This is a genomic window from Acinetobacter sp. ANC_7588, assembly GCF_056783995.1.
Genome location: NZ_JBWYIU010000003.1, coordinates 192,588 through 212,937, shown reverse-complemented (window position 1 = coordinate 212,937; position 20,350 = coordinate 192,588). Strand labels below are relative to the sequence as shown.

Annotated in this window: 20 protein-coding genes and 1 other RNA gene; 10 read left to right on the top strand and 11 right to left on the bottom strand. The window is 37.8% G+C overall.

Annotated features, from left to right (window positions below; all coding sequences use genetic code 11):
- Nucleotides 1-21: 21 nt before the first annotated feature.
- The 4 genes from AC1M9J_RS04820 to AC1M9J_RS04805 form a co-directional block, all read right to left on the bottom strand.
- The gene (locus AC1M9J_RS04820) at nucleotides 22-903 is read right to left on the bottom strand and encodes an alpha/beta hydrolase (RefSeq protein ID WP_092766808.1); all 882 of its coding nucleotides are present in this window, start codon (nucleotides 901-903) and stop codon (nucleotides 22-24) included.
- Nucleotides 903-1,595, bottom strand: coding sequence for a BON domain-containing protein (locus AC1M9J_RS04815; RefSeq protein ID WP_035266827.1), 693 nt, complete (start codon nucleotides 1,593-1,595; stop codon nucleotides 903-905). Before AC1M9J_RS04815 ends, AC1M9J_RS04820 begins: the two co-directional genes overlap by 1 nt.
- Nucleotides 1,596-1,659: 64 nt before the next feature.
- Nucleotides 1,660-2,076 (bottom strand): YraN family protein, encoded by a 417-nt coding sequence (locus AC1M9J_RS04810; RefSeq protein WP_180027924.1) that lies wholly within the window; start codon nucleotides 2,074-2,076, stop codon nucleotides 1,660-1,662.
- 14 nt (nucleotides 2,077-2,090) lie between these two features.
- Nucleotides 2,091-3,020, bottom strand: a complete 930-nt coding sequence (locus AC1M9J_RS04805) for a penicillin-binding protein activator (RefSeq protein WP_481951974.1) — start codon at nucleotides 3,018-3,020, stop codon at nucleotides 2,091-2,093.
- A gap of 11 nt (nucleotides 3,021-3,031) precedes the next feature.
- On the opposite strand from AC1M9J_RS04805, the gene rsmI reads away from it, so the two are divergent.
- The gene (gene rsmI, locus AC1M9J_RS04800; protein WP_481595865.1) at nucleotides 3,032-3,874 is read left to right on the top strand and encodes a 16S rRNA (cytidine(1402)-2'-O)-methyltransferase; all 843 of its coding nucleotides are present in this window, start codon (nucleotides 3,032-3,034) and stop codon (nucleotides 3,872-3,874) included.
- A gap of 39 nt (nucleotides 3,875-3,913) precedes the next feature.
- On the opposite strand, the gene AC1M9J_RS04795 is transcribed toward rsmI, so the two are convergent.
- The 5 genes from AC1M9J_RS04795 to AC1M9J_RS04775 all read right to left on the bottom strand — a co-directional run bounded on the left by AC1M9J_RS04795 (nucleotide 3,914) and on the right by AC1M9J_RS04775 (nucleotide 8,994).
- Nucleotides 3,914-4,162, bottom strand: coding sequence for a hypothetical protein (locus AC1M9J_RS04795; protein WP_035269751.1), 249 nt, complete (start codon nucleotides 4,160-4,162; stop codon nucleotides 3,914-3,916).
- 170 nt (nucleotides 4,163-4,332) lie between these two features.
- Entirely contained in the window at nucleotides 4,333-5,571 is a 1,239-nt protein-coding gene (locus AC1M9J_RS04790) for an FAD-dependent monooxygenase (RefSeq protein ID WP_481595864.1), read from the bottom strand.
- On the bottom strand, nucleotides 5,568-6,776 hold the full coding sequence (locus AC1M9J_RS04785; protein ID WP_481595863.1) for an FAD-dependent oxidoreductase: 1,209 nt from the start codon (nucleotides 6,774-6,776) through the stop codon (nucleotides 5,568-5,570). The genes AC1M9J_RS04790 and AC1M9J_RS04785 overlap by 4 nt, the downstream gene beginning before the upstream one ends.
- Nucleotides 6,777-6,971: 195 nt before the next feature.
- Complete coding sequence (gene pepP / locus AC1M9J_RS04780; protein WP_481951973.1) at nucleotides 6,972-8,291, bottom strand: Xaa-Pro aminopeptidase; 1,320 nt, start codon at nucleotides 8,289-8,291, stop codon at nucleotides 6,972-6,974.
- Between the two features lie 82 nt (nucleotides 8,292-8,373).
- Nucleotides 8,374-8,994, bottom strand: coding sequence for a UPF0149 family protein (locus AC1M9J_RS04775; RefSeq protein ID WP_092766815.1), 621 nt, complete (start codon nucleotides 8,992-8,994; stop codon nucleotides 8,374-8,376).
- Nucleotides 8,995-9,059: 65 nt separating this feature from the next.
- Between AC1M9J_RS04775 and AC1M9J_RS04770 the strand changes: the two genes are divergently transcribed.
- From AC1M9J_RS04770 to AC1M9J_RS04755, 4 genes are all read left to right on the top strand, one after another.
- Nucleotides 9,060-9,611, top strand: coding sequence for a hypothetical protein (locus AC1M9J_RS04770; RefSeq protein WP_035269763.1), 552 nt, complete (start codon nucleotides 9,060-9,062; stop codon nucleotides 9,609-9,611).
- Nucleotides 9,612-9,613: 2 nt separating this feature from the next.
- Nucleotides 9,614-9,898, top strand: coding sequence for a cell division protein ZapA (locus AC1M9J_RS04765; protein WP_180027932.1), 285 nt, complete (start codon nucleotides 9,614-9,616; stop codon nucleotides 9,896-9,898).
- 101 nt (nucleotides 9,899-9,999) lie between these two features.
- Nucleotides 10,000-10,183, top strand: a non-coding RNA gene (ssrS, locus tag AC1M9J_RS04760) — 6S RNA.
- Between the two features lie 426 nt (nucleotides 10,184-10,609).
- On the top strand, nucleotides 10,610-11,584 hold the full coding sequence (locus AC1M9J_RS04755; RefSeq protein WP_481595860.1) for a hypothetical protein: 975 nt from the start codon (nucleotides 10,610-10,612) through the stop codon (nucleotides 11,582-11,584).
- 253 nt (nucleotides 11,585-11,837) lie between these two features.
- On the opposite strand, the gene AC1M9J_RS04750 is transcribed toward AC1M9J_RS04755, so the two are convergent.
- Nucleotides 11,838-13,094 carry a putative solute-binding protein gene (locus AC1M9J_RS04750; protein ID WP_481951972.1) on the bottom strand — a complete coding sequence of 419 codons (1,257 nt, stop codon included), beginning with the start codon at nucleotides 13,092-13,094 and terminating at the stop codon, nucleotides 11,838-11,840.
- A 224-nt stretch (nucleotides 13,095-13,318) separates the two neighbouring features.
- On the opposite strand from AC1M9J_RS04750, the gene AC1M9J_RS04745 reads away from it, so the two are divergent.
- The 5 genes from AC1M9J_RS04745 to AC1M9J_RS04725 all read left to right on the top strand — a co-directional run bounded on the left by AC1M9J_RS04745 (nucleotide 13,319) and on the right by AC1M9J_RS04725 (nucleotide 18,921).
- A complete protein-coding gene (locus AC1M9J_RS04745) occupies nucleotides 13,319-13,933 on the top strand; it encodes a 5-formyltetrahydrofolate cyclo-ligase (protein ID WP_481593065.1) in 615 nt (204 codons plus the stop codon).
- A gap of 116 nt (nucleotides 13,934-14,049) precedes the next feature.
- Entirely contained in the window at nucleotides 14,050-16,476 is a 2,427-nt protein-coding gene (gene lon / locus AC1M9J_RS04740; RefSeq protein ID WP_035269773.1) for an endopeptidase La, read from the top strand.
- 155 nt (nucleotides 16,477-16,631) lie between these two features.
- Nucleotides 16,632-17,114: a 23S rRNA (pseudouridine(1915)-N(3))-methyltransferase RlmH gene (rlmH, locus tag AC1M9J_RS04735; protein ID WP_035268469.1), complete on the top strand. Its 483-nt coding sequence runs from the start codon at nucleotides 16,632-16,634 to the stop codon at nucleotides 17,112-17,114.
- A 100-nt stretch (nucleotides 17,115-17,214) separates the two neighbouring features.
- Nucleotides 17,215-17,991, top strand: coding sequence for a DODA-type extradiol aromatic ring-opening family dioxygenase (locus AC1M9J_RS04730; protein ID WP_481593066.1), 777 nt, complete (start codon nucleotides 17,215-17,217; stop codon nucleotides 17,989-17,991).
- Between the two features lie 153 nt (nucleotides 17,992-18,144).
- The gene (locus tag AC1M9J_RS04725) at nucleotides 18,145-18,921 is read left to right on the top strand and encodes an META and DUF4377 domain-containing protein (RefSeq protein ID WP_035268475.1); all 777 of its coding nucleotides are present in this window, start codon (nucleotides 18,145-18,147) and stop codon (nucleotides 18,919-18,921) included.
- A 50-nt stretch (nucleotides 18,922-18,971) separates the two neighbouring features.
- On the opposite strand, the gene gdhA is transcribed toward AC1M9J_RS04725, so the two are convergent.
- On the bottom strand, nucleotides 18,972-20,315 hold the full coding sequence (gdhA, locus tag AC1M9J_RS04720) for an NADP-specific glutamate dehydrogenase (RefSeq protein WP_481593067.1): 1,344 nt from the start codon (nucleotides 20,313-20,315) through the stop codon (nucleotides 18,972-18,974).
- Between the last annotated feature and the right edge of the window lie 35 nt (nucleotides 20,316-20,350).

Here is a 20,350-nt window from a genome sequence, read left to right as displayed (position 1 = left end):
CAAATCCGAATCGTTATAGATTTATTTGAAGGACTCTTCTAAAACTTTCAGGATGAGAGATCGAGTTTTGAAGAGTCGATCAAATAATGTGGCAGTTGTTGCCATGATTGATACATGTCCAGTACGAGGCACCCGAATGAGCTGGCTATGATTCTCTACAGCTAACAGTGCTTGATGCATCTCTTCAGAATTATGATCTTTTACCAACGTATCTTGATCTGCTAGAAAAATATAGTGCTGAATATTATTTTTCTCTACAAAATAGTATGGCATCACCGCTTTGAAATTTACTGCTTTATCGAATGCATGTTCAGATAAATGATCACCTAGATAGTTAAAGTGATAGGGTCCAGCCAAACCAATCAACGCTTTAATTCGATCTCGTCCTTCAAAGTCAATGAATGAAGGATGGTAAATCAGTGACATCACATTAAAAGCACCAGCAGAATGTCCGATAAGCGCTATTTGATCTGCACAAATACCATATTTATCAGCACTTTTGATTAAATATTGAATTGAATCTGCAAGGTCAGTTACGTAACGAGGAAAAATATGTTCTGGCGCCAGATGATAGTTTATTACGGCGAGGTTATATCCAGCACGTGTCAAACTTTCTCCAAGAAACTTGTAATCGTCCTTACTTCCTCTACTCCATGCACCACCATGCACGAATATAACTAAAGGTTTATTCGCTGGCGCTTGGCAAACATAAAGATCCAGTCGTTGCCGAGCTTTAAGACCATAAGCAATATTTCTTTTTACAGAATAGCCTTTATTTGAGGTCAATTGATTTAATGCCAAACCACCCAAATTATATGGGCGAAAAGCATTCAGTTTTTGATTCAACTGGGTAAGTTTTAACTGAACTGATTTCGGAAAAAATTGCGCAATCTTATTCGACATTATTGGTAACTAACACCAGCATCAGGATCAATTGCGACGGGTGTTTCAACATAAGGTTGAGTACTCACCGCTGAAGGGTTCATAAGTGATGATGATTGAACACCTGCGCCTACTTGAGCAGATTCCACGTTATCAATCAAAGTAACAATTTTCGTGACATTCCCTACTCGTTGTAAAACTTCAATGAGATCTTGCTCTTCAGCTGTATTTAAGCGTCCCATCACATATAACACGCCATCTTCAGTATGAACCAAGACTTTACTGTCTGAAACAACTGGCGCACGCATAATTAAGCCACGTGTATTCGCTGTCGCAGTCGCATCTTGCATGATGGTAGAGTAACCAATTTGAGGACCAACTGTGATGTAATTATGAATAGATTTCACATCACTCATCGCTCGAACGTTATCTTCTGCTAACTGTTTCAAATGCGCATCAGGCACTTGACCTGTTAACAAGACATTACTGTGAAAGCTATTCACATTGACTCGAGATTGTTTAAAACGAGCATCCAATTTGTATAAATTGATCTTTGCTGTACGTTCAATTGAAGAGTCAATAAATACCTGACCTAAAGAACGAGCTCCACTCACCACCCCAACTGGTTCTGCGCCAGTTCCACCTGAAATAAAACTTGCACAGCCTGAAAGACTAGCAACACACGCCATCGAAATTACAATACGCTTCAACACTCAATCCGTCTCCTCGTGAAACTTGAATTTTTTCTATTGTTGGAAATGGCTTAGCTCATTCGGTTCATAGATTAATCAAGTCTGCATTTATTGTAAATGCATTTTCAATCCACTCAAGATCATAATCCATATCAGAAATTTCATGCTGTAACGGTTTTGCAATTTTTTTATGAAAATCAAAACAAAACACATCAAAACGATAATAAAACTCTGTATAGCTTGGAAATTTTTGAAGAAATGACATTGCTGTTTTCGCAATTTTAATTTGCTTGCTCGATGATATTGATTCTAGGGCTGAAGCATAGGTTGTTTTTGATCTGGCTTTGACCTCAACAAATATAAGCTCAAGATCACGTTGAGCAATCAGATCTATCTCACCATAAAGAGAATGAAAATTTCGAGCCAGCACAATATAACCCTGTGAGATCAAGATTTTTTCAGTTTGGTCTTCAGCCCATATACCTAATTGTTGAGAACTCATCCATTTAAGTCCTCTTAAATATTTTTTAATCTAAACCATGTTTTCTCGAAACACGCAGGTTTTCTTTCGATCCGATGCTCTTTAAAACTCAAATGCCCAGTCTGACCTTGAATTGATATCTGATCAGGATTCTTCGTTTTCAACATCAAATCCGCCAAACGCCAAACATCTTGACCGAAGGCATTGAGACGTTGGAATGCAGCAGTATTTTCTGTTGTTTGATTAGGTTTTTTTAAAAATTGAACCATGACTGGAACATCACAGAATTTAGTTCCCCTCGGAATATCCATATTATGATCAATAGCAAAAGCCTGAACATACAAACGTTTTGAAGGCTTATTCTTCAATGAGTTGATCCACGCCATACTGCCTAAAAGCAACACACCTTCATTTGACTTTATATCAGGCAATTGTTGGACTAGAGAAAATTTACCATGAAAATTTTTAAACACGGCATTTACAAAGCTTAAGCTCTCAGACTCAGTACCAGACTCACGCAAGATATAGAGATGCTGAACTCGATCACTTTCAATCTGTTTAATTAAAACTTGAGCATCATCAGTTTTCGATAAACTAAACTGCCACACTTTTGCATGCTTAGAAGGAACTTCATTCAGTGCTAAAACAGGAATTTTAAGCGGTTCTTTCATTATTGCTTCGACATCCTGTCTGGCTAATGGACCAATAATAAGTTTGGTGTTTTGACTGACTTGCATCTTTAGGATCTCTTTTAATCGTTTTTGATCCGAATTGACATATCTTATTGGCATTTCACTTTTAGACTTTTGATAAGCCTCATCAATACCATTTTTAATACTATTACTTGCTCGCGCCATAGGGCCTGAATCAGGTAAAATAACCAATACTTCCGCTTGGGCTTGGAAAATCATTCCACATAAGCCAATACCAATGAATTCTTTTTTTATTCTTAATAGATCCAACATGGAGAAACCTTATGAGTGCTCAGTTATTTGTTGTAGCGACGCCAATTGGGCACTTAGATGACATGACTTATAGAGCAATTGATGTTTTAAAGTCTGTCTCTCTTATCGCGGCAGAAGACACACGTCAGTCCGCTCTTTTAATGAAACACTATAATATCTCAACTCCGCTTACAGCGTGCCATGATCACAATGAAAGTAACAAAATTGATATAATTATCGATAAGTTAAAAAATGGTGAAAATGTTGCACTCGTCAGTGATGCAGGTACACCATTGATTAGTGATCCTGGTTTTAAATTGGTTCGTGCAGCTCAGGAGCATGGTATTCGTGTCGTTCCTGTTCCAGGTGCATGTGCAGCTATTGCAGCATTAAGCGCTGTAGGTCTACCCAGTGATCACTTTAGTTTTGAAGGATTTCTATCTTCGAAACAATCACAACGTCTTATTCAATTAAATAAACTGAAAGACAACACGCATACCATGATCATCTATGAGGCACCACATCGAATCCTAGACTCTGTAACGGATATGGTCTCTGTGTTCGGGGCTGACCGTGAAGTCGGGTTTGCACGTGAAATTACCAAAACCTTCGAAACAATCAAAAAAATGACCCTTGGAGATTTACAATCATTTATTGCAAATGATCATCACCAGCAAAAAGGTGAAATTGTACTGGTCATTGCTGGAGCAGCCACTGAAAAAGACATGCATCAAGAAGAATTAGATAAATTACTCAATCGCTTATTGCAAGATTTATCTGTAAAAGCAGCATCTCAACTTGCAGCTGATCTCACCGGAATCAAAAAGAAAGTCGCATATCAACGCGCGCTAGAGCTCAGTGGTGCGAATGATTAAGCAAAATAAAAAAAGCACCATATTGATGGTGCTTTTTTATTAATCTTTTATTGATTCATCAGGTGGAACTTCAGTAATACGACCACCACGTGCTAGAAAAGCAGCAACTTCATCTTCCAGTGCCTGACGTTGTTTGAGTTTAGCTGTCACTGTTAATGTTTCAGCTTCCGCGACATCGGCATCAGATACAGTAACGTCACTTACGGCCGCACCTTTTTCTGCTGCTTGTGATTCATTTTCGTCTACAACACTGTCTTCGTTGTCATCAAAATCATTTGCGTCTGTCATTTCAAACTCCCCATCAATGTTTTCACGCACCTGATTGGAACGTGCTTTGATTTTTAGAGAAATGTATCAAGCTCTTTATCGTTCGCATAGTATCTAAAGCACCTCATTTGTATATTTTTTAATCATATTGGTAAAAAAATATATACTGATGATTCTTTTTAGATCAGATTTCAATTCACTTGATATCTTGTATTACTGAGCTGACTCAAACCATTCGCTTGCGACATAAACGCCGATTTTAACGCACTGATATTTTCAACTTGTTTCAAACCAAAGTTTCTCGCCCAAACAATAGGAAAAACAGGAGCAGATTCCATCCACCCAATCATAGACATACTATGCATCATGGCATCGTTTTGAAATTTACGGCGATGCTCATATTTCAATAAAGTTTGCTCATGAGCCCAAACGCCACGTGCGTAGTCCGAAAGTAGCGCATCGCATAGAATTGCTGCATCAAGGCAACCAATATTCACCCCCTGACCTGCAAGTGGATGAATAACATGGGCTGCATCACCAATTAGCGCTAAGCCATTTTTAATATATCGTTGAGCAGCTCGTGCTTTCAGTGGGAATTTTGCTCGAGGCGTTGCGGCTAATACTTTGCCCAACATATGATGACTCTCTCTTGTCAGTAATTGTACAAAATCTTCATCTGAGAGTGACGCAAATTCGTCTGCATAATCATCTGGTAAAGTCCATACAATGGATTGCCAATGACCATATTCTTGATCTTCTAAACTTGCCATTGGGAGAAAAGCCAGTGGCCCTGTTTCTAAGAAGATTTGTCTCGCAACATGTTGATGAGCTTGTTCCGTCTTGATCGCACAGCTAATACCAGCCTGATGATAATCCAAAACATCCAAATCAATCATGGCTTGTTCACGTACGAATGAGTTTGCACCATCCGCACCAATTAAAAGTTTCGTTTTCAATTGAGTTTGATCAGCGAGATGAAGAATCCAACAACCATTTCCTTGCTCAATACGTTTCACTTGAATCTGAGTACGGTAATCATCAATCTGGTCGATCATCATGCTCTGAATCGCAAGGTTCAAGATACTTGGTTCGACCATTGAACCTAATATTTGTGCTTGATCAGGTTTAGAATGCGCTGATGTTCCAAAATTGATTTCACCAAAGCCATTTTTGTTCCACACCTGCATTCCCGTGTAGGGTTGTTGACGAGCCAACTTATCCCATACATCAACATGCTTAAGCAAATGAATAGTGGCTTGACTCAATGCAAGTACACGAGGATTCAATGATTTTAAGGTCTTCTCGTGATCCAATATCGGTGCTGCATCAAGTACAGTCGCTTGAACTCCACCTTTAGCCAGCAATAAAGCAGCTAATCCTCCGACTAAACCACCGCCCACAATCACGACATCTAAAATAGCATCATTCATGCTTTTAACCCCATTGCATAATTGGCAACGAGTGGCTTAATACCTGGAATATTTTCAAAGCACATTAGACCTGTATTTCGCACAAATTTTAGGATTGGATTTTGATTACTAAAGCCTCGCACCACAGAATCACAAAACTTGATCACACGTTGCTGATCTTTGAGTCGAGATTTTTCATACTCTTTCAGTACAGCAGCTTCACCTAAATCGGCATTTTTGATGACTTGTTGTTTTAAATATCGGGTCAATACATATGCATCACGCATACACAAATTAAAACCCTGACCTGCGACTGGATGAATCGTATGAGCAGCATTACCCATAAGTACAACTCGTCCTACTGCTTGTTTTTCAGCCAAAACCTGAGACAAAGGAAAACTAAATCTACGTCCAGTTTTCTCAAATTTTCCAGCTCGATCGCCATACGTTTTTTGAAGAGCATCTAAAAAATGCTGATCATTTCCATCACCTAGCCACTCTCCCTCAGTACCTTTAGGCACTGGCCAAACAACAGAGCGACGGTATTCACCAGGTAAAGGCAACAATGCTAAAGGACCAAGTGGGCTGAAACGTTCAAAACCGACATGGGAGTGAGGTTTGGATGTCTGCACTGTAGTGACAATCGCCACTTGATCATAATCACACACTGATGCACCAACACCGAGTGCTTTTCGACAGAAAGAATCACGTCCATCTGCTGCTATGACTAATTTGGATTGAAACTGCAAATGTTCATTCGCTTTTAATGCTTCAAGATAAGCTAAATTCTCATCCTGTTTAAGCGACGTCACTTGAACACCATCAATTAACTCAATGAGTGGATTTTTTTTGACCTCTGATAACAATACTCGTCCAAGCCATGCATTCTCAATCACTTGACCAAAGCTCTCTACTTTCTCTTGAGCCGCGATTAAACGTGCCTTACCGAAGCTTCCTTCTTCTGTGATATTTACTTCTAAAATAGGCGTTGCATATTGTTGCAGTGAATCCCAAATTTCCAATTCTTGATAAATTTGCACGCTTCGACGTGACAGCGCACTATTACGGGCATCAAAACTTGAATGATATGGTGCAAGGTTAGCATCATCATAGTTAGGATAGCTGATCGCCTCTAACAATTTCACTGCAATGTTAGTTTTAGCCAGCATAAGAGCAAGGCTTAATCCGACCATTCCACCACCGACAATGATGACTTCTTGTTGCATGTTTTGATCCTTATAAAAGCAAGCAATAGCTGCATACACATAAATTCTTAATCAAATTCATCTTACAATAAAGTTTTTACTTTTTATAATGAATTAGCGTTATTGAAGATGAAGCCATAATTCATTTTTCAATATTGAATATGACATTAAAAAAAAGCCGATGTTTCCATCGACTTTTTAGATTTGTGAAAATGGTTAACTCGCCATCAAGGCTTCGATATCTTCAATGGTTTTTACTACTTTAGCAGTCAGGTTTCTCGGTCCATCTTGAGTGACCACAATATCATCTTCAATGCGAATACCAATCCCTCTCCATTTTGGATCGACAGTTTCATCATCAGGGGCAATATATAAACCTGGTTCAATGGTCACCACCATACCTTCTTGATATGTTCGCCATTCTCCATCGACTTTATATGCCCCTACGTCATGAACATCCATGCCTAACCAGTGACCAGTTCCATGCATATAAAATTGACGATAGGCTTCTGTCTCAATGATTTCATCGAGATCACCCTGCATGATTCCAAGATTAAGCAAGCCTTGCACTAAAATACGAACAGCAACGTAGTGTGGCTCTTTGTAAGAGTTACCAATTCTAACCGCATCTATTGCAGCGATTTGAGCATCAAGCACTATATTATAAAGCGCCTTTTGTTCAGGATTAAATTTACCATTTACTGGAAATGTCCGAGTGATATCTGACGCGTAAAATTCATATTCACAAGCTGCATCTATTAAAACTAAATCGCCGTCATTAAGTTGTTTGTTATTTTCAACATAGTGCAATATACAAGCATTTTCACCACCACCCACAATACTGTTATACGATGGTACACAACCATTTTTACCAAAAATATAATTCAGCTCCGCTTCTAAAGCATATTCCATCATTCCTGGTCGTACAGATTTCATCGCTTGCATATGTGCTTGAGCAGAAATATCAGATGCGATTTGCATTAACTCTATTTCTTTTGGCTCTTTGTGTAGACGCATCTCATCTAAAATTGTATCTAACTGAATCAATTGTGTCGGTGCAGCGGTACCACGTCGGCTTTCACCACTTGCTTCTGCAATCCATTTTGTAATTTTTGCATCAAAACTGGCTTGTTGACCAATTCTATAAAATAATCTTTCTTTTCCTTGAAGCTTTGCGATCATTTCTTCGTCTAGTAGATCAATCGCATAAGCTTCATCCGCATCATAATCATCGACTGCACCATCAATCCCTGCACGGTAACCTGTCCAGATTTCCATCTGTCGATTGCGTTCACGACAAAATAAACTGTAGGTATAACCTTCTTCTTCAGTATCAAATGTTTCAATTACAGCAACTGCTTCAGGCTCTGCAAATCCTGTTAGATAAAAAAAGCTGCTATCAGCGCGATATTTATAATCAGCATCACGATTTCTAAACATTTCTTCACGTGTTGCAATAATTGCAATGCTTCTTAGGCCTATTTCAGCGGCTAATTGATCACGTCGTTTTTGAAAATCTGATTGAGTAAGTTTCATATCTTTTCTGCAGCTTAGGCTATTTAATTTAAGAAAATACAGTACTACTTATATGTTAAGTAGTACTCTTGATTGAATGTAATCAACTTGGTCGATGAGGTGTAAACATCTCAACGACACTTTGCTCATTTTTTTTCGAAATTGTTGGTTTTACATGTTTCAGTAATGAGCTTTCTTCAACAGCAATCTTGGTTCGTCCAACAGATAAACTCACTGGAATTAATCGAACAAATTCATAAAGTTCTTGATAGCTAATTTCACCTTCTTCATCATTATCAGAATCTTCAAACTCGACTGCTGCAATATCTTGCAAGTGTTCAATCAACTCAGCTTCATCAGCACGAATATGCCCAGACGCTAATCCAAACCCCAATACCACTCCTGCACACCAATCTGCTAAAGCTTGAACACGCTCAGACAATACATGTTCATCATCAGGCAAAATGGGTAAATAATCTAATTCATCTTCTGATAAAGCATGCGAAACATCTTCAGATTCCTCAGCCAGTAAATTAAGCGCCGTAGGTTCTAATTGAGGCACATTCAATGTAGACAAAATTTGTATCCACTCCTCATGAGATGGCGGTTCAGTTACACAAACAATACCTGTAAGTAGACCATGTAACTCACTAGGACTAGTAATTTCCTCAATTGAACCGAATTGTTGGTTCCAATCTGTCCAACCTGAAATATCGTCTTGCATTCGCTTTTCCAATCTCTATACTTCTGTATATATTACCTTTGATTGCGAAACTACGCGACCTCGTTATGTTAGAACAATTACAGCGTTTACAAACGCATTTAGGCACGCTTAAACATCGTTTGTCCGAAACCGAACAAATGAATAGTTCTCTTGAAGCTAAGCAGAAAGAACTTCAGGAAACTCATCAAACTCAAACTGCTCAAAAAAATAGCGTCATCACTCAAAAGCAAGAACAGATTGAAAGTCTAAATGACAAATACAATCAATTGGATGGTATTTATAAAACTTTAAATCAAGATGCTACTGCTTTAGCAGAACGTTATAGTCGTTTAGAAAAGAGTTGTACTGATTTAAAAAATAGATTTCAGGAAATCTTGGCTGAAAGGAATGAGTTGAGAGTCATCAAAGAAAAAATGTTGGCTGAACAACGTCAAGCTCAAAAAGAAATTGATGAATTGAAGGCTGAAAATCAACGTTTAATCAAAAAAAATGAACTCGCTAAAACTAAGGTTGAGCAAATCATTCAACGATTGGCCATTTTAGGTACTGATCAAGATCATCATGCCCAAGAAATCCAACAATTAGAAAATCCGGCTGAACAAAATGAGGAAGCATAATTATGTCTGAAGTCGTTACAGTCGAGTTAAGACTAATTGAACAAACATTTAGACTTTCAACCACTCAAGATCGGAAAGATGATTTACAACGTGCTGGTGATTTGCTGAATGAGAAATTTCAAGAATTTCGTAGAAAAGCACCTAACGTAGAACACAATAAGCTCGTTATCATGGTGGCTTTAGAGCTTATGCAAGAAGTTTTAACAATGAACAAATCCTTACAAGAATATTCTCATTGTGAACGCTTACTTGCAACAATCTTGGAAGACGTTGAAAAAACTGTATAAATTTGATCTAAGTTTGCACAGTCAGTTTTACTGAGTGAATTATCACGCAAATAATGGGTACACCAAGGTTTGCCAATCTCACTCATTTCGTTATACTTAATTTAACTCTGGGATGTTCGCCAGCGGGTCTATTCCCCTGCCGATACTTAAACTTATGGATTGTGTTCTGTATATTTAGAGCGTATGCCCACCTCGAGTGGGAAACCCAGCAAGTATACGTCGCGTCCACCTTGAACTCGTCGGGTTCAGGGTAACGACACATGCAGCGGCATCTCCGGAGTCTTTATTTTATTTTCTCTTTTTTCTTCTTATTTTATTTTCTCTTTTTTCTTATTTTTGAATAAACATCCTTGTGCTTTATCCCAAATTAATAATCAATATTAATATTTTTTGATTTTTATCACATTATCATCACCATAAACAAATTATTACACACTTTTCTAAAATAAATATATTTAATCCTCAATATTATTTAATTATTTAAACCTATTGCTTTATATATATTTAACAATATAAAAAAATTGACATATTATTTGTAAATTTGGTTAATAATGACCTAGTAACTTTTCTAAAATTTAAATTATTATTCCCCATAATAGAAATTACACAAAAAGTATTTCATTTTAATGTCTTCTTATTGTTTAAAGACTTCATATTATTAGTCAAACATTATAAACAATGAGAATAGATTTATATTTAAAGGAAGAGAATATGTCTAAATTAGCAAAATTGGCTGGGGTTGCGAGTATTGCTGCATTACTAAGTGCATGTGGTGGTGGAAGTGACTCGAAGCTTGACACGCCAAATGATAATTATATTAAACCAGGCGATGTGAGCTCTACATTTATACCTTTTAAAGATAAAGATTTTTTAACAAAACTTAAAGAAACGCTTGGTTTTTCAGAATCTTTAAATGTCATGGATGATCGATTTAATCAAGCATTAGGGCACATGATTGGCGAAACATTGGGTGATGGACCCATTACTCGTACAGGTAGAGTAATTGAATTAACAGATCAAGGAACAAGTGCATTTACAATTTTTAGAAATTTAATTTGTACTGAGCTAACTAAAAGTGGAACTACTCAAATAATCAAGCTAAAAAGTGGTAATGATTCTTGTGCTACTAGTTTCGGCAAGGAAGTCGTAACATTTAAAGGAGGATCTATTTCGCTTACTGAAACATTAAGCTCAACCACAGTAGAGTTTAATAATGCGCTTTATACACCGTGGACTGATACATCTAAACTATATTTAGTCACTGGTAAAATTGTAAAAGATACAGTTGGTTCTAATGGCGCAATTTATTCTGTAAAAGATCCTTTAAAATTCCAGATTTTAGATAAAAACAACCCTAGCACTACATTGGAATATATGGGGCTACAAGATTATGAATACCGTTTCTTTGATGATCAATTACAAAGTGTGTCAAGTAAAGGTACAATCGTTGGCCAACCTAAAGATGCTAATTTTTCATATGCATTCAACTTCAGTGTAACTCAACCCTTCGAAAAAGAGTCGTGGAGAATTTACCCGAAAGCAGGCGGTAAGTTAGAAATTATTGATGAGTACAATCAAAAGATTGTCGTTGAACAAACTAAAGATTATTCATCATCCGCATCAGTTCGCTTTAATTCAGGCGTGCCAGCTAATGTGTCTTGGAGCGATATCGTTAAAAAGAAATAGGCATAAAGCCCCCATCTGGGGGCTTTTTTAACCATTTAATTTCATGTGTTGCGCGTTCTCTGACATTCTAAGCTGCTCATAATGCACTGGATCATATGCGCATGCACTTATCAACAAAGTATAAGTAACCACTGCGATAAAAATTTTCATCTCACGTTTACTCATGAACCAAGATGTGAGTAATTTAAAGCATGGCTAAAAACAAATAAAACCAATTAAAATTATAAAAACCATCTATTTTATAGATTATTAGTTACTCATCTTGAAGCGCACACTCATAATTCTTAGGATCATCACTACATCGTATCTTTTTAAGGATAGACATCATTTCAGGATGATAATGCCCTTCTTTTGTCATCTGAATTCTAGCTTCGCGCATAATTTTCAAATATCCAGGTTTCTCAGCATCTCTTATATTCATCCAAAATTGAGAATCAATTTTAGATTCAGTTTGATCAATAAATTTATAAGCTGGTGTTAATTGCTTGGAAATAATCTCCCTTGCTATGGGCCCCATTCCAGCAGGAAATTTATTTCGATGCATAATCAATGTACCCGTTACTTGAACGAGTGGAAAACGAATAATTGCGCCTCGTACCTCGCCCTTGCTTGTCATTCCACGATAGAGTTCTAAAGGTTCAAATAAGATTGCAGGCGCTGCGATAATATCAACTTCCTTATTGTTGAATTTCCCGCCTACCGAAGTTAAATCCACTGTAACTGGTTGAGCACCAACATTTTGGACTAATTTTTTTTGGGTTGCGTCAAAACTCATTACAGCGACTTTTTTCCCAGCCGCTTTAGATAAAGTATCAATTTTACGATCATTTACCATTATATAAGCAGCACCTAAAGGCACAATACCAACAACCTCATAATCCTTATTGACCATTTTCGAGTCAAATTCAGGTCTTGCTAACAGCTGAATCACTTTAGTCAGTTGTTTATAGTTTTGAACTGCACCTATTGCATCAATACTTCCAACAAAAGAGTTGAATTGCTTGGCACGTAAATTACTTATTCCAGCACCATCACAACGTTTACTTCTAAAGTCTTCAGTTAAAACCCGTTCATCTGTATAGACTTTTAAATTAACTTCAGTGGATGTTTTTTGCTTTAATTTTGGATAATTCAAATCTATCTGCATTTGTAGCTTAGCCGTACGATTGACAGTCATTTGCACGCCGAAATCTTGAGCAACTTTAGCAATTCGTGGTAATTCACTCATATAGCTCGTCGCTTGCTCAAATGCTTCACCATGAGCACCGCTCGGTGAATACACACATAAGGTGACTTGTTTCGGAATCTGTTGCCAAACTTTTGGATCATTCAGTAGTTTTTTTATTTTATTCACAGAATGGCTGGACAGTGATAAATCCAACTTAGATCTAGTTTGAGCATTTACATGATTTGTGATTAGACCAGAAAGACTAATTACTGTCGTGAGCATAACCATACGATAAGCATGCTTGCTCTTTTTAAATAGAATACCGTATTTTTTATTTTTCATTATCGTTCCCTTTTCTATTTTTTATGATCAGACCTTAATTGATCCGATAGAGTTCAGCTTATCGGCTTCAATTTAAAATTAAATTGACCCTAATCTTTTATTTGTTACACCTAGAGTAAATGAAAAATATACTATCGAAAATATTCAAATCAGGTTGATTAAATCTGAGTAAAAATCGATAAACTACTTACCTTACACATGCACTTAGATTGGTATAGTTTGAAATGCAGTTGCAAACACAACTTTTAAGAAAAACTCTACGCTCTCGTAGAAGACAACTCTCAATTTTTACGCAACGACGTTCTGCTTTTCAGGTTTTGTCAAAAATCCAATCTCACTCTAAATTTAAATCTGCACAAAAAATTGGGATTTATTTAGATGCATTCGGTGAAGTTCAAACACATATCCTAATCATGCATTGCTTTTCGAAGCATAAAGTCGTTTATCTCCCAAAAGTCTCCAGACTTGATTCAACTTTAAAATGGGTTCCAATTTCAAAGCATCAATATCTAAATAAACGTTTTACTAAACATAAATTAGGCATGTATGAGCCTATGCATAGATTGGGGCAAAATGTAAAACAAATTGATTTACTGTTGATGCCCCTAGTAGCCTGTGATTATCATGGAACACGTATGGGTATGGGAGGTGGCTTTTATGATAGAACTTTAAAGCATGCGAGCAATCAACCCTATCGCATCGGTTTAGCGCATGACTTTCAATTAATCTTAGATCCTTTAAAGCGCCAACCTTGGGATCAGCCATTAGATGAGTTAATCACCCCTAGAAAACGATTAAAATTCAAACGAAGAATATTAATTCACCCTAAATCCAACTGAATTTATCAAGATTAGTAGAAATAAATCGAATTTTATCGATTTTCACCCTTGTATTTTTTAAATTACACATCACTATAAAAATATGGCAACACCGTTGTCACTCATTAGGAGTGCTCATGACTGATATTATTATGAATGAAGAAAACTTAGAACTTCAGACCCCTAGCGTGTTACCGCTATTAGCTTTGCGTGATGTTGTGGTTTATCCACACATGCAAATTGCGCTTTTTGTCGGCCGTGAAAAATCGATTAAAGCAGTTGATGTAGCTCGTAACAGTGACAATTTAGTTTTTGTAGTAGCTCAACAAGATTCTCTTACAGAAGAAATTGATCACGACAATTTATATCAATACGGTACTGTCGCGAAGATTGTGCAAGTCGTAAATCATGAGAACGATGAAAACTGCATTAAGGTTTTAATCGAGGGTATTTATCGCTCTAAATTGATTAATATTTACGATCAAAACGATTATTTAGAAGCTGAGCACAGCCTTAGCCCAATGACGATCCGTATGGAATCGGCAACTCAACAAACTCGCCTCGAAGAATTACGTGGTCTTTTCAGCCAATACGCTGAAGCAAAACTACGTAATGCGCGTGAGTTAATTAATGCTGCAAATAAAATCGATGATTTATTGCAACTCATGTTCTTCGTCGCAACACGCGTGCCGTTAAATATCGAAGTGAAACAAAAATTCCTCGAACACGATGAATTTGAAGCTCATTTACAAGAGTTAATGACTTATTTGCTTCAACAGTCTGAAGAACAACAGATTGAGCAAAATTTACATGACAATGTAAAACGTCAAATGGAAAAGAATCAGCGCGAATATTTTCTAAATGAAAAAATGAAAGTTATTCAGCGTGAACTTTCTGACATGAATGGCGGTGCTGAAGATGATATCGCAGAGATTGAAAAACGTTTAGCTGAAGCTGATCTTCCTGAGCATGTTCGTAAAAAAGCAGAAGGTGAATTCCGTAAGCTCAAAGCAATGCAGCCTGCATCGAGTGAAGCTGCGGTCGTTCGAAATTACATCGAAACTATTTTAGATACACCATGGAATAAGGCGAGCAAAGTAAGTATTAATCTTGCTAAAGCTCAAGATATTCTTGATGCTGATCATTATGGTTTGGATGAAGTTAAAGAGCGTATCGTTGAATATCTCGCTGTTCAATCACGTGTAAAAAAACTACGTGGACCAGTATTGTGTCTCGTAGGTCCTCCTGGTGTAGGTAAAACCTCATTAGGTGAGTCTGTAGCTAAAGCAACAGGTCGCGAATTCGTTCGAATGGCACTTGGTGGTGTTCGTGATGAGGCTGAGATTCGTGGACATCGCAGAACTTATATTGGTGCGATGCCAGGTAAGATTGTGCAATCACTTTCTAAAGTCGGTGTAAAAAACCCTTTATTCCTACTCGATGAAATTGACAAAATGGCTCAAGATCATCGTGGTGATCCTGCATCTGCCTTGTTAGAAGTGCTTGATCCTTCACAGAATCACAAATTCAACGATCACTATCTCGATCTTGATCTTGATTTATCTGAAGTCATGTTTATTTGTACTGCAAACAGTATGAATATACCTGAAGCTTTGTTAGATCGTATGGAGGTCATTCGCCTTCCTGGTTATACAGAGGAAGAGAAAATCAATATTGCTGAGCGTTACTTAGTACCTAAAGCAATCAAGAATAATGGCTTACGTGCTAAGGAATTAAGTGTACACGAAGAAGCAATTCGAGATATCGTACAACGCTATACACGTGAAGCTGGTGTTCGAAGTTTAGAGCGTGAAGTCTCTAAAATCGCACGTAAAGTGGTTAAAGAAGCGGTTAGTAAAAAAGCGAAAAATCTTCAAATTGAAGTTAATTCGGCAAATCTACCTGACTACTTAGGGCCGCATAAATTCGATTTTGGTATGGCGGAAGAAGAAGCTCAAGTCGGTCGTGTTAATGGTCTAGCTTGGACTTCAGTTGGTGGTGAACTACTGACAATTGAAGTTGCAGCAATGAAAGGTAAAGGCAAATTTGTAACCACTGGTTCTTTAGGTGATGTTATGAAGGAGTCTATTACTGCAGCGATGACCGTAGTGCGTACACGAGCTGATGCTTTGGGTATCGATTCTACTCGCTTTGAAGAAACCGATATTCACGTGCACTTACCTGAAGGCGCTACGCCTAAAGATGGTCCTTCAGCTGGTCTTGCTTTGACGACAGCATTAGTTTCAGCGTTTACTGGCATTGCGATTCGACCTGATATTGCAATGACTGGTGAAACTAGCTTGAGTGGCCGTGCAATGCGTATTGGTGGTTTAAAGGAAAAATTACTGGCTGCACATCGTGGCGGTGTAAAAATGGTCTTTATTCCACAGGAAAATGCACGTGATTTAGTCGAAATTCCTGATAATGTGAAAGAAGGTTTAGATATCAAAGTTGTAAAATCAATTGATGAAATTTTACCACTAGCATTAACCTCTATGCCTAAACCATTAGTAAAAACACCCATTGTGAAAGCAGTTGACGAATCAAAATCTGCACGACACTAATCGGTCTTTTAAGTGAAGAAAGAGAGCTTAGGCTCTCTTTTTTATAAGATGTCAATGGATGCAAAATTAACAACCCATTATGTTTTAACTTTTGAATTTATAAATTCATCACTTTGAAATGTATAATATCGTGAAACTTCTAGTGACACATTTTCATGAAAATTCGTATCTTGACCATTGGTCAAAAAATGCCAGCATGGGTTCTTACTGGTTTTGAAGATTATTTCAAAAGAATTCAACCTTTTGTACAAACTCAAATTGTTGAGCTTCCTATGGCGAAACGCGGAAAGAATGACTCTGAAGCTGATATTTTAAAATACCGTAATATCGAAGGCGATAGCATTTTAAATGCACTGAAAGGAAATGAACTTTTAATTGCACTTGAAGTGGGAGGAAAAGAGTTTAGTACAGAAAAATTAGCTGAAACCATGAAAGGTTGGATGCTTGAAGGGAATGATGTTGTACTCGCGATTGGTGGACCTGATGGACATTCTGATGCAGTTCGTAAAGCTGCTGCTTGGCACTGGTCTTTATCTAAATTAACGCTACCCCACCCTATGGTTCGCATTCTGTTGATTGAACAACTTTACCGTGCCATGAGCATTAATCATAACCATCCGTACCATCGTGCTGGATAATCGTTCCGAATTTGCAACATGATGTTCAAATTTAAATGGTTACTCTGACTTCTAAAATTTGCGATGATCACCTCATACACCTAAGAATGGAACCAACCTCATGACTATTCAAACGCTACCTGGCTTATTCATCTCACATGGCTCTCCAATGCTGGCTTTGAATCCTGAACAGGTTGGTCCAGCTTTACATCGCTTGAGTCTCAATTTGCCCAAACCTAGAGCGATAATCGTCATGTCTGCACATTGGGAAAGCAATGCACTCGAAGTAAGTACGGGGGCTAGACCTGAAACATGGCACGATTTTCGAGGTTTCCCAGATGAACTGTATGAAATTCGCTATCCTGCCCCTGGTGCTCCAGATGTTGCTGAACAAGTTTTAAATTTATTCGCTGAGGCACAAATTACTGCACATGCCAATAGTACACGACCTCGTGATCATGGCGTATGGATGCCTTTATTACATATGTATCCAGAAGCTGATATCCCCGTAGTCGAAATCTCTTTACCCATGACGATGTCTGCTGAAGCGATATTTAAAATTGGTCAAGCTCTCGCTCCATTAAGAGATCAGCAAATATTATTAATTGGCTCGGGAAGCATTACTCATAATTTAAGAGAGCTTGCTTGGCATGGTGAAACGAGTGAAGTTCCAGAATGGGCATCAACTTTTAGAAACTACGTGGTGCAGCAGCTCACTCATTCGGATTATCCTGCTATTTTAGCGTGGAATACGATTCCTTTTGTTCATCGTAACCACCCTACGATAGAACACTTTGCACCTTTATTTTTCTCTATGGGCACTGGTGATCGTTTTAGCATTGTACATAGTAGTTTTACCATGGGTGCTTTAGGAATGGATATTTATCGCTTTGATTGAGAGAAAATAAAATATCATTTTTTAAATGACCATCACGAAATAATCATCGATCAATGGATACATTTTGATACTGAAAAGTGCAGAATGTATCCATAATTTTTTAGATCTCCTGCGTTATCCTTCCTCGGATCAATACAATTTAGAAAACTTGTTATGAAATTAAAATTAATTGCCTTGGCTATTTTGCCTATCACACTTGCTGCGTGTCAGACTTCCGATCTACAAAAAGCTGGGGATTTAGCTGTGTCTGTGCTTCAACAACAAAATGCTGATCAAACTCTCTCTGCATACCAATGGCAAGCCAATCCACAAAATGCGCCTCAACCAATCACTTTAAACTTCACCACTGATAAAAAACTTTCAATTCATACGAGCTGCAATACTTTATTTGGCGGGTTTGAGCTAAAAAACAATACTATCGTAGCTGCTCAACTTGCATCTACCATGAAGGGATGTAATGGTTTGGCTGCCGAACAAGAACGCTTTGCTGGAAATCTATTTTCCCAAGCTGCTGTTCCTTTCGTGCTTAATTTAAATGATCGTGATAATCCAACGTTGACTTTGGTACAGCCGAATGGTGAAAAGATTATCTTCACGGGTAAAATGACACCTGAAACCAAATACAAAACTCAAGGTGAAACCATATTTCTTGAAATTTCGCCAGAAACTAAACAATGTACAGGTGTAGCTCCCCAAACTTGTCTACAAGTCAGAGAAATAAAATACAACGATAGTGGTATTAAAACGCAAGTCGATAAAGACTGGACTTTATTCTACGATCAAATTGAAGGTTTTTCTCATAGTCCGAATGAACGTCAAATCATTCGTGTAAAACGCTATGAAATCAAAAATCCTGCTGCAGATCAGTCTAAGTATGCTTATATTTTTGATATGGCTGTAGAGCGAGAAGCTGTAAAAGGTTCTCTATAAATAATAAAAAACCGAGGCTAAGCCTCGGTTTTTTATTCTTGAATATATTCTTAGAATACACCCTGAGCTAACATCGCATCAGCAACTTTTACGAAACCAGCAATGTTCGCACCATCTACGTAATTCACAGTACCATCTTCTTGAGTACCAAATTTTACGCAGTTACGGTGAATTTCTTTCATGATTGCATGTAAACGCTCATCTACTTCTTCGAAAGACCAACCTAAACGAAGCGCATTTTGAGACATTTCAAGACCAGAAGTTGCAACACCACCTGCATTGGATGCCTTACCTGGAGCATAAAGAATTTTTGCTTCAACGAATTTTTCAACTGCTGCAAGTGTAGAAGGCATATTTGCACCTTCAGCTACGCAAATCACACCATTTTCAAGCAATTTATCCGCATCATCAGCATCTAATTCATTTTGTGTTGCACATGGAAGTGCGATATCACACTTAATACCCCAAGGACGTTGCCCTTCAAGATATTCAAAGCCATGTTTCGCTGCAAACTCTGAGATACGACCACGTTGAACGTTTTTAAGCTCCATTACTTCAGCTAAAAGCTCTGGAGTTAAACCATCTTTAATGTATACAGTACCAGCTGAATCTGAAAGTGAAACAACTTTTGCGCCCAAATACATTGCTTTGTCAGCAGCAAACTGTGCAACGTTACCCGAACCAGAAATTGTAACTACCTTGTCTTTGAAACTGTCGTTACGAGTCTTAAGCATTTCCTCAGCGAAATACACTGTACCGTAACCAGTTGCTTCAGGGCGCGCTAGTGAACCACCAAAAGTTAAACCCTTACCTGTAAATACGCATGAAGTGTCATTGCTGAGCTTCTTCATCATACCCGCCATGTAACCAACTTCGCGGCCACCAACACCAATATCACCCGCAGGAATATCTGTGTCAGAACCTAAGTGACGGTATAACTCGATCATGAGTGCTTGGCAGAAACGCATGATTTCGCCTTCTGATTTACCTTTAGGGTCAAAATCAGAACCACCTTTACCACCACCCATTGGTAGTGTAGTTAACGCATTTTTGAAAGTCTGTTCAAAACCTAAGAATTTTAGGATTGAAAGGTTCACTGAAGGGTGGAAACGCATACCACCTTTGAATGGACCAATTGCTGAGTTGTACTGAACACGGAACGCACGGTTAACGTGTGTTTGACCTTGATCATCAACCCAAGAAACGCGGAATTGAATCGCACGTTCAGGTTCAACTAAACGTTCTAATAAACCATGAGCTGCATACTTAGGGTTCTTTTCAATAAAAGGCCATAAGCTTGTCATCACCTCTTCAACAGCTTGAAGAAATTCTGGTTGATGTGCATCACGTGTTTTAACGTAGTCTAGGAAGTCGTTAAGGCTGTTGTATTTCAACGCTTAATCCTCAGCAGAAAATGGATCAAAATTGG

What these genes read in the sequence shown, in the direction of transcription:
- AC1M9J_RS04820 (WP_092766808.1), bottom strand. Translation starts at nt 903, where the DNA reads ATGTCGAATAAGATTGCGCAATTTTTTCCGAAATCAGTTCAGTTAAAA.
- AC1M9J_RS04810 (WP_180027924.1), bottom strand. Translation starts at nt 2,076, where the DNA reads ATGAGTTCTCAACAATTAGGTATATGGGCTGAAGACCAAACTGAAAAA.
- AC1M9J_RS04805 (WP_481951974.1), bottom strand. Translation starts at nt 3,020, where the DNA reads ATGTTGGATCTATTAAGAATAAAAAAAGAATTCATTGGTATTGGCTTA.
- rsmI (WP_481595865.1), top strand. Translation starts at nt 3,032, where the DNA reads ATGAGTGCTCAGTTATTTGTTGTAGCGACGCCAATTGGGCACTTAGAT.
- AC1M9J_RS04795 (WP_035269751.1), bottom strand. Translation starts at nt 4,162, where the DNA reads ATGACAGACGCAAATGATTTTGATGACAACGAAGACAGTGTTGTAGAC.
- AC1M9J_RS04790 (WP_481595864.1), bottom strand. Translation starts at nt 5,571, where the DNA reads ATGAATGATGCTATTTTAGATGTCGTGATTGTGGGCGGTGGTTTAGTC.
- AC1M9J_RS04785 (WP_481595863.1), bottom strand. Translation starts at nt 6,776, where the DNA reads ATGCAACAAGAAGTCATCATTGTCGGTGGTGGAATGGTCGGATTAAGC.
- pepP (WP_481951973.1), bottom strand. Translation starts at nt 8,291, where the DNA reads ATGAAACTTACTCAATCAGATTTTCAAAAACGACGTGATCAATTAGCC.
- AC1M9J_RS04775 (WP_092766815.1), bottom strand. Translation starts at nt 8,994, where the DNA reads ATGCAAGACGATATTTCAGGTTGGACAGATTGGAACCAACAATTCGGT.
- AC1M9J_RS04770 (WP_035269763.1), top strand. Translation starts at nt 9,060, where the DNA reads ATGTTAGAACAATTACAGCGTTTACAAACGCATTTAGGCACGCTTAAA.
- AC1M9J_RS04765 (WP_180027932.1), top strand. Translation starts at nt 9,614, where the DNA reads ATGTCTGAAGTCGTTACAGTCGAGTTAAGACTAATTGAACAAACATTT.
- AC1M9J_RS04755 (WP_481595860.1), top strand. Translation starts at nt 10,610, where the DNA reads ATGTCTAAATTAGCAAAATTGGCTGGGGTTGCGAGTATTGCTGCATTA.
- AC1M9J_RS04750 (WP_481951972.1), bottom strand. Translation starts at nt 13,094, where the DNA reads ATGAAAAATAAAAAATACGGTATTCTATTTAAAAAGAGCAAGCATGCT.
- AC1M9J_RS04745 (WP_481593065.1), top strand. Translation starts at nt 13,319, where the DNA reads ATGCAGTTGCAAACACAACTTTTAAGAAAAACTCTACGCTCTCGTAGA.
- lon (WP_035269773.1), top strand. Translation starts at nt 14,050, where the DNA reads ATGACTGATATTATTATGAATGAAGAAAACTTAGAACTTCAGACCCCT.
- rlmH (WP_035268469.1), top strand. Translation starts at nt 16,632, where the DNA reads ATGAAAATTCGTATCTTGACCATTGGTCAAAAAATGCCAGCATGGGTT.
- AC1M9J_RS04730 (WP_481593066.1), top strand. Translation starts at nt 17,215, where the DNA reads ATGACTATTCAAACGCTACCTGGCTTATTCATCTCACATGGCTCTCCA.
- AC1M9J_RS04725 (WP_035268475.1), top strand. Translation starts at nt 18,145, where the DNA reads ATGAAATTAAAATTAATTGCCTTGGCTATTTTGCCTATCACACTTGCT.